General features: G+C 63.8%; 16 protein-coding genes. 10 read left to right on the top strand and 6 right to left on the bottom strand.

All coding sequences use genetic code 11. The annotated features are described in order from the left end of the window. Positions 1 to 268: 268 nt before the first annotated feature. From VT03_RS27545 to VT03_RS27525, 5 genes are all read left to right on the top strand, one after another. Entirely contained in the window at positions 269 to 535 is a 267-nt protein-coding gene (locus VT03_RS27545) for a hypothetical protein (protein ID WP_075095978.1), read from the top strand. A 1,135-nt stretch (positions 536 to 1,670) separates the two neighbouring features. Beyond that, the gene (locus VT03_RS27535; protein WP_075095977.1) at positions 1,671 to 1,991 is read left to right on the top strand and encodes a hypothetical protein; all 321 of its coding nucleotides are present in this window, start codon (positions 1,671 to 1,673) and stop codon (positions 1,989 to 1,991) included. A gap of 14 nt (positions 1,992 to 2,005) precedes the next feature. Beyond that, positions 2,006 to 2,158 carry a hypothetical protein gene (locus VT03_RS33825; protein ID WP_156514798.1) on the top strand — a complete coding sequence of 51 codons (153 nt, stop codon included), beginning with the start codon at positions 2,006 to 2,008 and terminating at the stop codon, positions 2,156 to 2,158. Between the two features lie 89 nt (positions 2,159 to 2,247). After that, the gene (locus VT03_RS27530; protein WP_075095976.1) at positions 2,248 to 3,579 is read left to right on the top strand and encodes a ParB/RepB/Spo0J family partition protein; all 1,332 of its coding nucleotides are present in this window, start codon (positions 2,248 to 2,250) and stop codon (positions 3,577 to 3,579) included. Positions 3,580 to 4,113: 534 nt separating this feature from the next. Further along, entirely contained in the window at positions 4,114 to 5,571 is a 1,458-nt protein-coding gene (locus VT03_RS27525) for a DUF1254 domain-containing protein (protein WP_156514797.1), read from the top strand. Here VT03_RS27525 and VT03_RS27520 read toward each other — a convergent pair. After that, positions 5,505 to 6,749 carry a hypothetical protein gene (locus tag VT03_RS27520; protein WP_075095974.1) on the bottom strand — a complete coding sequence of 415 codons (1,245 nt, stop codon included), beginning with the start codon at positions 6,747 to 6,749 and terminating at the stop codon, positions 5,505 to 5,507. The two genes, VT03_RS27525 and VT03_RS27520, sit on opposite strands and share 67 nt — an antisense overlap. A 72-nt stretch (positions 6,750 to 6,821) precedes the next feature. Continuing rightward, positions 6,822 to 7,088 (bottom strand): hypothetical protein, encoded by a 267-nt coding sequence (locus VT03_RS27515; protein WP_156514796.1) that lies wholly within the window; start codon positions 7,086 to 7,088, stop codon positions 6,822 to 6,824. Positions 7,089 to 8,017: 929 nt separating this feature from the next. Between VT03_RS27515 and VT03_RS27505 the strand changes: the two genes are divergently transcribed. Further along, entirely contained in the window at positions 8,018 to 8,251 is a 234-nt protein-coding gene (locus VT03_RS27505; RefSeq protein ID WP_156514795.1) for a hypothetical protein, read from the top strand. A gap of 670 nt (positions 8,252 to 8,921) precedes the next feature. Here the strand turns inward: VT03_RS27505 and VT03_RS35030 are convergent. Then, positions 8,922 to 9,050 (bottom strand): hypothetical protein, encoded by a 129-nt coding sequence (locus VT03_RS35030; RefSeq protein ID WP_255378449.1) that lies wholly within the window; start codon positions 9,048 to 9,050, stop codon positions 8,922 to 8,924. Between the two features lie 86 nt (positions 9,051 to 9,136). Here VT03_RS35030 and VT03_RS27490 point away from each other — a divergent pair, with 86 nt between their 5' ends. Beyond that, positions 9,137 to 9,382 (top strand): hypothetical protein, encoded by a 246-nt coding sequence (locus VT03_RS27490; RefSeq protein WP_075095968.1) that lies wholly within the window; start codon positions 9,137 to 9,139, stop codon positions 9,380 to 9,382. A gap of 103 nt (positions 9,383 to 9,485) precedes the next feature. Next, entirely contained in the window at positions 9,486 to 9,659 is a 174-nt protein-coding gene (locus VT03_RS33820) for a hypothetical protein (RefSeq protein ID WP_156514794.1), read from the top strand. Positions 9,660 to 9,739: 80 nt separating this feature from the next. Here the strand turns inward: VT03_RS33820 and VT03_RS27485 are convergent, their stop codons facing one another. Together VT03_RS27485 and VT03_RS35025 are read right to left on the bottom strand one after the other, a co-directional pair. Next, complete coding sequence (locus VT03_RS27485; RefSeq protein WP_075095967.1) at positions 9,740 to 10,030, bottom strand: hypothetical protein; 291 nt, start codon at positions 10,028 to 10,030, stop codon at positions 9,740 to 9,742. Positions 10,031 to 10,150: 120 nt separating this feature from the next. Then, positions 10,151 to 10,285 (bottom strand): hypothetical protein, encoded by a 135-nt coding sequence (locus VT03_RS35025; RefSeq protein ID WP_255378448.1) that lies wholly within the window; start codon positions 10,283 to 10,285, stop codon positions 10,151 to 10,153. A 60-nt stretch (positions 10,286 to 10,345) separates the two neighbouring features. Here VT03_RS35025 and VT03_RS27475 point away from each other — a divergent pair, with 60 nt between their 5' ends. Next, on the top strand, positions 10,346 to 11,116 hold the full coding sequence (locus VT03_RS27475) for a vWA domain-containing protein (RefSeq protein WP_156514793.1): 771 nt from the start codon (positions 10,346 to 10,348) through the stop codon (positions 11,114 to 11,116). 271 nt (positions 11,117 to 11,387) lie between these two features. Beyond that, positions 11,388 to 11,693 (top strand): hypothetical protein, encoded by a 306-nt coding sequence (locus VT03_RS27470; protein ID WP_075095964.1) that lies wholly within the window; start codon positions 11,388 to 11,390, stop codon positions 11,691 to 11,693. Positions 11,694 to 11,954: 261 nt separating this feature from the next. Here the strand turns inward: VT03_RS27470 and VT03_RS27465 are convergent, their stop codons facing one another. Next, complete coding sequence (locus tag VT03_RS27465) at positions 11,955 to 12,434, bottom strand: TspO/MBR family protein (RefSeq protein ID WP_075095963.1); 480 nt, start codon at positions 12,432 to 12,434, stop codon at positions 11,955 to 11,957. Positions 12,435 to 12,466 lie beyond the last annotated feature (32 nt).

The following is a 12,466-nucleotide window of genomic DNA, read 5'->3' as shown; positions in this document are numbered from 1 at the left end:
AGCGATGTGCGTTCTGATCCCGTTGTGGCCGGCCCTGGAGACCGCCGTTGCGCAGCGGACGCGCGCAGAAGTGCGCGCATTCAACCCCGGGAAGACGCTCGATTCGGACACTGTGCGCGCAATGCTCTCGGGCCGGCGAGCCGCGCCGGGCCCCGAGCAGACCGCCGATCCTGTTGAGTAGTTGATCGGGGCTGCGGGACTGTCGAAACTCCCTGCACCGCTTGGCCATCCACACGAGAGTCTGCCAGTGTCGCCCGAAGGCCTCAACATGTTGATTCACCACGACGGCTTCGCCCTGGGAACGCTCGCCGTGATCCCGGTGACGCCCTTTGAGGTTATGGTCGGGCTAGCCCTGGCGTACTTCGCATTCCTGGCCTGGCGATGGTTCGGACAGGTCGGCCGCGAACATCGCGATTTCGAAACCGTGAGGGGAGTGCAGGAGCAGCTCCACGAACTCCGTGTCGAGGTCAAAGAGCTGCGGCGGGAAATCAACCGGCTCAAACCCCCTGAGACTCAGCAGCAACCTGTGGAGTAGATGGGGGGGTGATACTGAGGAACCCCCCCCGGGGCCAAAATTGCCTTGAGGCAACTTTTCCCGCCCCCCCCGTCCTGCCACGCAGGCGGATCAGCATTCAGTCGATGCTGACGCCACCACCCCGAGCCCGCGCTGCGTCGGCAGCACGGATGAAATTGCCGAGGTAGTGAGGGAGCAAGCACTCTGGCCCGCGCCCCAGCTCCCGCCTCAACTCGTCAACGTTCGCGAGCAGGTGTCGCACCTCCTCTTCAAACGCGTCGAGCTCATCCGGCGCAACCCACAGGTTTGAACTCGCTAGCTGCGGCAAGAACGTTGCCCCCTGTCGACGGACAATCTCGGATCCCCACACCGACTCTCGCGCCGCCTCCGGTCCGGCCATATGGTGCCCATCGTTCCAGTCAGTCAACGATTCCATCCGCCCTGTCTCGCGGTCACGCCAGTAGATCGAAACCAGGAGAGTCATTGCCGCACCCTTTGAGCCGCCCCGGTAAAACCCCAAGGGCATCGGCCCCCACTGTCCACTCCCCGGGCCGCGCTCGCAATCTGAAAGCGGTGGGGATAGCCCACGCCGATCCGAGGGAAGAATCCGGGCTGACGCCCGGTCCACCCTTGCGCGACTCCGGCGACCGGACTTTCCACGGTCCGGGTTTGTACTGATCCGCCCCGGCGCGCCGAGACGCTGCCGAAGGTTGTTCGCGTGCTAACCGATACGCAGGTTCCTGAGTTCTTCGCGCGCCAGCCGCTGCAAGCTGCGTGACTCCGGGCCTATGGCGTCCCCTCAACGGGCCGGGCTCTCCGTTCCGACTCCCCGCAAAGCCTGCGGGGTCTCCACTGCGATCCCTGACGCTCAGGGTCGGCTATGCAGCCGGCTCTTTTGTGTCCGAGGGGGCTCAGCGGTGAATTCGTCGCAGGGAACCCCCGGGTGAGCCCTACGACGAATCCACCGCAGGCCCCTCGGACGGACGGGGTTTTGAATGCGGGGTCGCTCCGCTGGGCCTTCCGGCGGAGAAGGGGTGAGACCCCTTCACCCAGGCTGCCGAGCGACGCGGTTCCCCAATGGATCGCTGCCCCGGCTGGCCGGCTCGTTGGCCGGAACCTGTCCGCGAAATTGACTTGAGTCAAGAAACGGAACTCCATGACCCTCGAAACGGAGACCTGCCCCACCTGCGGCAACGTCCGGCTGATCCACGGTCCCCGCTGGGATCCCCTGCTCTGCCCCCTGCCCGATCCGGATCCGGACGAACCGCCGGAGCTGGCCCCGGCCCTCGACGACCTGGCGTATCGCTGCGGCTTCGAGATCCGGCCCGAGCGCGTCGGCAACTTCTGGGTCTGGCTGATCCGGATCAAGGACCGCCAGGTGCCGTCCGCGATCGCCCACGACCCCGACTCGCACGACCAACGCCTGTTTGACTTCCTGACAGGCTATTCCCTCGGGATGCATCACATCCCCTTTTGAACGGAGTGTTCCCCATGTTTCGCGAGAAATGGACCTGGCTCGCCCTCGGCATGCTCATTGCCTTCGCCGGCGTCGTGCTGACCAACGCCCAGGTACAAACCCTCTCCCGCCGGGTGGCCCACCTTGAGCGGTATCTCCCCTACCTGACGCCGGCTTCGGCCGAGTAACGACCCGCTTCCTGAACCGTCCCGGCCATCGCTTTCGGCCGGGACCTCTTTGGCCCTCTCTCTTCAATCTCTCTCAGGAGACCCCGCTCATGGTCCGCGCTACCGGTACGTACACGCTCAAGGCCTGGAAGCTCTCCGACCTGAAACGGTCCGAGCTCAATGCCCGGCTCGACATCGAGAACGATCCCGACACGAAGGCCCTTGCCGCCTCGATCAAGGTCAACGGCATCCTGCAGGAGCCGGCCGTGCGGGATGACGGGACGATCATCTACGGCACCCGCCGGGTGATCGCCGCCGGCCTGGCCGGATTGAAGGAGGTCGTCTGCCGGACCTACCCGAAGGGAATGACCGTCCAGCAGGAGCACACCCTCCGGATCATCGAGAACCTCGAGCGGAAAGACCTCAACCCCATCGAGAAAGCGACGGAGCTCCGGGCCCTGGTCGACATGCAGACCGGAAAGGGAAAGCAGAAGGCGGCCGCCGCGGCCCTCGGTTATGGCGAGGCGGCCCTCTCGCGATCGCTGGCGCTCCTGGAGCTGCCGGAAGAGTGGCAGCTCCTGCTCCGGAAGGGACTGGCCGACCCGACCCACGCCCGGATCATTCCCGCCTTGAGCCAGGTGCATGAGAAGCTCCCGAAAGAGCTGGCCCAGCTCTACAACTGCCTCACCACCTCGAAGTCGATCACGGTCAAGGATTGGGAAGAGGAAGCGGCCAAGTACGTCAACGACATCAGCCGGCCCTGCCATGCTCCCGAGAAAACGAGGCCCCTGCCCCTCTACGAGGCCCACCGGACGGAGCTCGACATCCGGAACCTCAACGGGAAGCCGGTTGCCTTCAATGTCGCCGCCTGGAAGAAGATCACCGACGACGCCCAGGCCCAGGCGGAAAAGGAGGCGGCCGAGGACGAACCGAAGACCAAGACGCCGGACATCCTCGTCCGCCAGCGGATCGTCCTGGCCTGGATCAACCGCCGGTTCCAGGCGTATTGCATGAAGCACCCGGCGGCGGCGGTGAAGTGGCTGCCGCTTCTGGAGCTGTCGTTTCCGATCCGGTCGAACTCGATCCACTGGGCAGCCGGCGGCGGTCGCGGCGGTCCGGACGCCATGAATCCCCTGTCGCACATCTGGCAGACCGGGAAGATTAAAGCCTCCGGCGTCATGACCTACCTGGCGGAGTACCTGAAAGAAGCGGCCATGCTCGCGAGCCGGGACCGCCTGTGGTTCATCAAGGACTTTTCACAGGGCCGGGCCATCCTCAAGGCGATCGGGATCAAGTACGCCGAGGAGTTCCTCGCCTCGCTGACGCCGGCCGAGCTGGCCGACCTGCAGGATGTCTACGGGCCCGAGATCGAGGCGAAGATCAAGAAGGGGGTTTTCCCGCCCGGCCTTCAACCTGCCGCACTGGGGTTCTCCCCCACCTGACTCACGCCTCGCGGGCAATCTGGGACCATGATGAGAGCACCCGGAGGACGAAGTACACGGCAAGGACGAAGGCAAGGACTGCAACGACGAGCAACACCGATGATCTCTTCACCGTCCACCACGCTTTCACCTTTTCCCGTTCTCGTCGTTCGTAGAATACCTGTTTGACCGGCTTCGGTTGAGCGAAAGCAGTGCTGGCCCGCCTGCATGAGTTCCCGAGCCGGTTTTTTCGTATCTTGATCGGCCTGCGGCCCGGGTCCGGGGGGCGCGGCCACCCCAGAGGGGACCCCGGCCGCTTACCCCGGAGCCAGAAGCACTCCGAATCACGTCTTTAGATGTCGTCAGCTCCAAAGGATATCCGCGGACCGACGGCTCTTATCGCACGGGCAACGATGGACCGCCCCATGAAGCCACCGGTCGCGGCCGTTTCCTCTCACATCACATGGGGTTAAGCTTGGAACGACCCTTCTTCCGAGTTCCTGGGCGCCTTCAAAGGCTCGCTCGGACGCGAAATCTCACCAGAAGGCATTCGCAATGAGGGCCATTACTCATGCGTGTGTCCTCGCACTTCTCGTGTTGCCGGCATCGAAAGCGTTCCCGCAACAGGTTCAGTCGCCGGCAACGCCGGCCGATGTGACGCTTCCAGCCGCCGGGGTGCGGATGCCCGTCGGGTATGTCCGGACCGTGGCTCGGCAGGCGTATGTCTGGGGCTGGCCGATGATCAATATGATCAACCTGCGAGCGAAGATCACCCAGGCCCCGCAACCGGGACTGCTCAACGGCGTTCTCCCCGCCGCTCCCCGCGGTCAGATTGGCATGCTGCATGACTACATTGAGCCCTCGGAGACATTTGTCACCTGCCCCAACCAGGATGTCGTTTACGGCCTAGGCTTCTTCTCACTGGACGAGGAGCCGGTCGTGGCCCAAGTCCCCGACTTCGGCGACCGGTTCTGGGTCTACGCCCTCTATGACGTCCGGACCGACCAGTTCGGCGAACTTGGAAAGCCCTACGGGTCGAAGCCCGGCTTCTATCTCCTGGTCGGGCCGGAGTGGAAAGGGGACAAGCCGAAGGGGATCGAGGCGGTCCTCCGCAGCCCTTCCAAGCTCGCCAATGCGATCCCGCGGATCTTCATGGACGACACCGCGGAGGACCGGGCCGCGATCCAGCCTGCGATCAATCAGGTCGTCTTCTATCCCCTCAAGGACTTCGACGGGACGATGAAGACGATCGATTGGAAATCGGCGCCGGTGATCGCCGGACCGAAGTCCGAAGGGGGCCGCGCAACTAAGTGGGTGATTCCCGAAAAGTTTTTCGATCAGTTCCCAGAAGTGCTCGAGACCGTTCCGCCGCTGCCGGGGGAAGAGGCGATGTACGCCCAATTCCGGGCGCTCCTCGCCGCGGCCGCGAAGGACCCTGAGATCAAGACCCTCCTGACCGAAGTTGCGGTGGAGACGGAGAAGGAAGTCATTACTCCGTTCTTCCAGTCGAAGTACAACGGCCGCCCCGCGGGGAACGGCTGGAACCGCTCGCCCAACAATGCGAAGTGGGGCTACGACTACTTCAACCGCACCGGCACGGCGCGGTCGAACATGTTCGATAACAAGCCGAACGAGGCGCAGTACTTCTACACCGACTACGACTCGAGCGGCGCTCCGCTCCACGGCCGCGGTCTGTATTCGGTCACGTTCGCTAAGGGACAGACTCCGGCGGTGGAAGTCTTCTGGTCACTCACGCTCTACAACGACAAGCAACTGTTCCATCCGAACGAGCTGAAGCGGTACTCGCTGGGAACGAAGAACAAGACGCTTAAGCTGAATCCCGACGGCTCGCTCACGCTCTACGCCGGCGGCCAGTCTCCCGGTGGCGACAAGGAGTCGAACTGGCTGCCGGCCCCGGATGGAACGTTCTCGCTCTACATCCGCGCCTACTGGGGGAAAGAGGCGATCCTCGATGACTCGTGGAAGCCCCCGGTGATCGAGAAGGTCCGTTGAGCCCTTAGCTCGCTCCTCTTCCCCGTCCCTGCCCCCCGCATTGCGTACGCCGGTTCGGCCCCCGGAATGACCGGTGCTGCCACGGTTGCTTGCCCCCGTCTCGCACTGGTTTGGTCTCTTTCCGATTCCGGTCCGCTGAAGACTGGTGCGGCTACGCGTGCGACGCGCGCGAACACCAGTGTTTCCGTCTGTTGGGCTCGATTCACGCCGCCCAACTTGAGCCCGCCTTTCTGTGAGCTCTCGGAGTTCCCGTCTCGCAGCGCTCCGACCAGGTAGACCCCGCCGGCCGTCATGTCGGCCGAGAGCGTCATCTCCTGTTGCCGGGTGATCGGCGGACGCCCTTCCTCCCCTTGGGCCTCTACGTCGCCCAGGCTGATGAAGATGTTCGCTCGTGCCGTCTTCCAGTTCAGCTCCCGCAGGGTCAGCCGAAACTGCAAGCCGACCTCCGTGAACGAGTAGTTCCGCGAGATCGCCCCGGATCGCGGGTCAATAACCGAGTTCTCGACCGGCACACGCCTGGTGCGGTTGAGAATCCCTTCTTCCCCGTCGACTAGCAGGAACAGCGGTTCCGCCAGGACGCCCGCCCTGCCCTTCTCGTTGGCGAACTGAAGGACGCTTTTCAGGCTGGCCGTCAGGTCGGTCTCGACGGAGAGCAGCTTGCCGGAGGAGGCATCGCCCAGAACGGCCGCCACTTCGAGGGCCGGCACGGTGTCCAGGCCGAGATCCCGGATGTCCCGGTCGGTGAGCTGCACGACGTGCATTTGCACGACCCACGTCACCGCCTCGGCCGCTTCGACGCTCTCCAGCAGGTCCGCGACCCGGTTGAGGACTTCCACCGTATCGGTGACGACCACAAGCCCGTCTTTGAAGGCCGAGACTCGCCCCACGTCCGACAGCATCTGCTGACAGACCTCCCGGAGCTGCGCCTCACTCAGCCGGCGGACCCGCTTCACGAATGCCCCTCGGTCTTCCGGCCGGAGGGTGCCGAGGAGGTAGACGCCCCCGCTCTTCGTGACCTGAGCCCCGACCTGGTGGGCGATCGCCGAGAGCAACTCCTTAGCGGTCGCGCTCTGGAGCTTCAGCTCCACCGGTTGGGCGAGCAGCGCCGGATCCGCCACGATCGAGATCCCGAACCGGCCCGAAGCCCAGGCGGGGCCGGAATTGCCTTGTGGCAACACGCTGGGCCTCCGTCCCTGCCCTGAGCCGGAGCCGGGACCGCAATGCCGCAGCTGCTGGTCGCCTCTGCGATCTCACGCCGAGTCGGCCGGAGGCTTGACCCACTGCAGCTTCACGATCCGGCTGCCGTCCGGGAGGGGGCGAGGCGGAGTCTCGATCAGCCGCGTGCCTCGCTCCGTCAGGTGGTGGTAGCCCTCGACCTCTTCCACCAGTTTCAAGCGGAGGAGATTCGCTACGACCAGCGATCCCACCTCTTCAAGGGTGGCAGCAAGTCGACGAGGCGTGAATTGCAGTCGGACAAGCCAATCCCATTCGGCCTCGCTCAACATGAACCTGTACATGATCATCGTTCTCCGTTTCGACAGCGCATCGCAGAACCGAGCCCATCGGTCCCGCCAAGAATCTCGCCCGCACCAGACACACCCGCTGAACGGTTCTCAGATCGGACGTCGCTCGCGGGCCCCCGCCCCTGCCCCTCGCTCCGCGTCCGTCAGCCAGCCGAGGTGCACGAACCTCGAAAAGAGAAGCGTACGAAGCAACGGACGGTCAACTTCGAGAACCAAGACGTGAGACCAACGCTCAAAAAGCATGGCAGCCTCGCTCATCGGTGCATCAAAGAGGTTCGGCTGTTTTAACACCGCCCTCACACCGAACGAGCCAGAATTCCGCCACCTTTTCGGTAATCCGACGAGGAGTTCGCCTGCATTCGGATGTAGCGCGCTAACAAGAGACGATGGTCCAAGTGGTGCCCAACGGGGCCACGCTCGTCACCTGGTCTGTTTCAGATGCGCCTTGGCGGCCAGAATTGCCTTGAGGCAAGAAACCGGGCTGACGCGCGACACCAGTGCCCCTCCCTCCAGCCAGAACCACCGTGATACGATCGATGGGGAAAAGAGCCATCCCGCAGCCTCAGAGGTAGCCCATGCCACTGACGTTTCCGAGACATGAGCAGTTCGGCTGCCTCTTCTCGCTGCTGGGGATACTTTGCGGCTGCACCGCCAGCTCCGTCTCCGCCGCTCGCTGGGCCGCACGAATGCGTGCTGAAAACCCCGACGCTCCGATTTGCGGTAACCCATTTATCGGCGCGCTGTTCCTCGGGCTTTTCGTCGGTGGAATCGGGGGATGGACTGTCGGCCTCGTCGTCCATCATGCGACGTCACCCCGTCCCCCTCGCGAAGGCGGTTGATCATGCCCAGAATCTCGACTCAGTACCATCGGGCTTCTGGTGGCGACTGTTGTCCTGGCCCTCGGCTGGCTGAACGAGGCGAGCATGCGATGGGCCGCAGAGCATCAGCTGACGGCAGCCAGAGCCAGCAACGATTCGCTGAAGCGCTTGGCCGCGGACACGGAGGCCGACTACCAGAAGACCTTGGACGAGCTCTGGCTCTACAAGCCGCTCATGTACGACGAGGAAGCACTGATAGAAGCAATGAAACTTGACCCCGCGGTTCGCAACGACGCCCTCACCACCCCGCCTGATCGAACGAGCCGACCCGGCCGCTGACGCTCCCAAACAGTCACCCCTTGCCCGATAGCGGCAACCGGCCTGTTGACGGTCCGGACCCTGATGCTCCGCTTCGATTCGCTGAACTCGTCGAGCTCACTCACTCGCTCGCTAACCGACACGCCGGTTCCCGAGTTCTTCGCGCGCCAGCCGCTGCAAGCGGCGCAACTCCGGGCCCATGGCGTCCCCTCAACGGGCCAGGCCCGCCACTCCGACTCCTCGCATAGCCTGCGGGATCTCGACTGCGATCCCTGACGCTCCACGGTTGGCGATCCCCCTTCTCGATCCCGAAGATCGGTTCCCTCCGGGTCTCCGAGCTGCTGACGGTGACCCGGCGTTCCGCTTCCTCCTCGAACTCCTTCTGATCCGGCTTGGCGGCCGCCGTCGGGGCGGGAAACGCGTGCAAACGTGCGAGCAATCACCCTCGGAATGCCCCTTGATACAGCCACCGTGCCCGCAATGATTTTGGGTGGCTCTGCAGTTTCGGGACACAGCCAGTCCGCCGAGACTGCGGAGCAGGTGATTCGGGTTGCCGGCCTTCGAATCTCACGCACCGCCGCCCCCCTTTCCACAGCCCTCGCCCATGTCGACCGACCGGTCCCGCGCCCTGCCCCTCAGCACGGCCTGCGCGCTCGCGGGATGCTTCTTTTTCATCATCCTGAACGGCTTCTCACTCAAAGCCCTGTCCGAACGCCAGCGCGATCGGGAAACGACGCTGCAGCTTCAAAAGCAGGTCGAGCAGCTCCGGGTGGAACTCGAAGCCGTCCGGAAGCTGGCCGACGCAGCGCCAAAGCCACACCAGCCGATTCCTGTTGAGTAGTTGATCCTCGCCGCTCGGCAGCCGAAACTCTCCTCCCCCCGGCCAGCACAAGGGAGATTGACCGAATGTCGCAAGACCGCCCCGCTTCAGCCAGCCGACTGCCCGAACTGATCTTCTACGGGATCGTCCTGACGTACTTCGCATTCCAGGGATGGCGGGTCGTCCACGAGGACGGCTGGGACCGGCAGCAGCACGAGCAGCTCGTCGCCGTCCAGCGGCGTGTCGAGGAGCTCACGACGGAGGTGACCGGGTTGCGACAGGAAATCGACCGGCTCAAAGCCGCTCGGTCTCAACAACAACCTGTTGAGTAGACGGGGTGCTGCTGAGGAATCCCCCGAGGCCCGAATTGCCTCGAGAAGAGAAACGGGGTATCGGTAACCGTGTCAAGCCCTCTCTCAAGGCGGTAGCCGACCGATGCGGAAGAGCCACGCCGCTATCACTGTCCTGCTCCTGGTCGCCATCACCGCCGGCGTGGTGTGGTCGCGACAACGTCCGCCGACGAGGCGGCTGATGTGCACAATGAAGCTCATCCAGGACGGCGGCCGGCATTACGCCATCTGTGTGATCGAACCCGAGGCGGAGGACTGAACGGTCCAGCTGCCCGAGCTGGCACGGTGTGCAAGCGCTGAGGCGCTGCGGGCTACCGAGGATGCCCCTTTGGCCGATTCTCAGCCGAGGAGGTCCGCCAGGTCATAGCGATAGAAGCCGCCGGTGCGATATGTCGGCTCGGCGACCAGCAGGCGGTGCCCCCGGTCGGTCACCTTGTACCGTTCGCCTCGCTCGGCAACCAGGCCGAACCGCTCCAACAGTTCAACAGCGTCACGCACCGGCAGAGAGATTGAGCCCGGCGTGAACCGACCGTCCGCAATCTCCGAGAGGGTCCGCAGTTCGATCCCGAGCAGGATCAGGCCGCCCCGGGGTCCGGTCGACGGGCAACTGAGCATTTCGTCGTGATACATGGCTGTCACTCGTGGGCGTTTGCGGCACGACCGCCACTTACGCACACGTCGTGCCTGCGCACCATCGATGGAAAACGGACTTGAGTCTGGAAACTCGGGCCCCCCCCGCCCCCTTCCCTGCTAAACGGGCCTCGGCTCGAAGACCATCTGTTCGCACCAGAAGAACGCCACACCGCCCCCCGCGTACCACGGCTCGGCGAACGCCAGGCGATAGCCCCGCTCGGTCAGGCGGCCTTGCGAGTTCTCGAGGCTCACCAGGCCAGAACCCGCCAGACGATCGACGGTCGTTCGCTGCTCCTCGGACAGCCTGCGGAGGTGGACGCATCTGGAAAAGAGAAGCGTCCGAACCATCGGCAGTTTGATCAGGACATCATCCTGGCCCTCGACCGGTCGCACTCAATGGCCTTCGACCTGTCGGGCGTCGACTGGAAGTATCCGCCCGGTATCCCCGGCTATCCGGTGGGAATCACATTGCCACCCCACGCGACGCTGAGCCGCTGGGCCGCGCTGATGAAGGCGGTGGACGCCTTCGACGAGATCATCGGCCGGGCGAACTTCCAGCCTCGCGTCGGCATCGTCACCTGGTCCTCCGAGATCACGCGGAACTCGGTCGAATACCTTCTGACAAAAGTGACCTCGGCGGTGACTGCCCGAGACCTGGAGCTGACCGACACCGTCATCAACGGGCTGCTGAACGGCAACGGAAAGAAGAAGGGCCTCAAGAAGAAGATCGAGGCCCGGGCGTCGAATGTGATGCTCGGCGCCACGAACATGTCCGCCGGGTTGACCGAAGCCCTCCGGATGCTGGAGCAGGACACGTCAAAGCCGCTGGCAAAGAAGACCATCGTCCTCATGACCGATGGACTCTGGAACCAGGGATCGGATCCGGTCGAAGTGGCTCGCACGGCGAGAGGGAGGGGAATCGTCATCCACACCATCACCTTTCTGCCGGGAGCTCAGCAGAACGAGATGGTCGAGATCGCGACGATCACCGGCGGCCGGCACTATTTCGCGCAGAACGCAGCCGAGCTGGAAGCGGCCTTCCGTGATCTCGCCTACGCCATGCCGGTCCTGCTGACCCAGTAAAGCATCGACGCCCAACGCGAGGAGCCCGGCTTACGCAGCGCCGCCGCTCCTCCGTTGGGTTTTCTCTCTTGCAACATGCCCCGGCGGCGGCCTCCGCAGGTCCGGCGTCCCGGAGGCTCGCCGTCGCCACAATCTGGATCAAAACAGGCCCGGAAGGGCCATCGGTGCTGTTCTTCTCAATGTCGCGAACTTTCGAGCGAACACGGGTCGCGGTCTGTTCTATTCCCGCGGTTGTGGTCAGGATGTGCCCCCCGAAAATTGCACCCCCAGGATGGAAATGCTGAGTTCTGTTGAATCGGAGACGGCCGTCGTCTTCCACTGCCACGAAGGCTTACTGATGCGTCGTCTGGAGCTGACGTTCACTGGTGTGAAGTCCAGGCTGCTTGACCCGGTCCCGTTGGCAGCACTTCGGAAGAAAGGGTTCGTGTCCGTCTCACGGGGGCTGGCGACTTTGACGCCGCTCGGCACGAAGGTGTTTCGGGAATGCACGCTGGTCAATGGTGACTCGAAAGACCGACAGAACTGGGTCCTGCAAAACTCTCGGCTGGCTGAGCTCGGAATTGTGCTGGCGAGTTGATCAGGACACGACGCTCGGAGAAACAGGGCGTCTCGCAATGGAAGTTGCGGGGGAAGCTCACGAATAACGCCGTCAATCTGGTGTTCGTCGGCACGCCTCCCTTCGGTGGGAAGGGGGGAGGGGCACTCGTCCTGACGCCGAAGCTGTAAGGTGACGGACGGACTCGCCGGCAAATCGGCCATGTGGTCGTGTCGTGCCCTCTTCCGCCAGACAACGGGCCATAACCGGAAAAAGACGGTGGCCGATCGTGCACATCAGGCGCTAGAGACCTCCGCGGTTGAGCTGCCAGATCGTGAAGTTCAGGCCCGCGGCAAAAGAGACCCAGGCCAGGTAGGGCAGCATCAACATGCCTGCGAGCTGCCGTATCCGGAAGAACTGAAAAATCGTGACCGCGATCGCTCCCCACAAGCAGAGGATCTCCGCGAATGCCCACCCCGGCTGATGAAGGTGGAAGAAGATCCATGACCACAGGACGTTCAACGTCAGTTGAACATGAAACCAGACCAGCGGCAGAACCGCTCGTTGGAAGCCCGCCGCACGCCAGACCAGCCAGGCCGAGATCGCCATCAGCAAATACAGAGCGGTCCACACGGGGCCGAACACGGCATCGGGCGGCGTCCATTGGGGGCGAACCAGGGAACGATACCACCCATCGATTTCAGGGGTCGTGGCCAGCGCCCCCAACGCGGCGGCAGCGAATGAGACAAGGAAAAAGTATGCGAATGCAAGGACGTGCTTCATCTTGCTGACAAGTCCGCGGGTGACGGCATCTG

Source organism: Planctomyces sp. SH-PL14 (assembly GCF_001610835.1).
Classification (GTDB): domain Bacteria; phylum Planctomycetota; class Planctomycetia; order Planctomycetales; family Planctomycetaceae; genus Planctomyces_A.
This window is presented reverse-complemented; position numbering and strand designations above follow the sequence as displayed.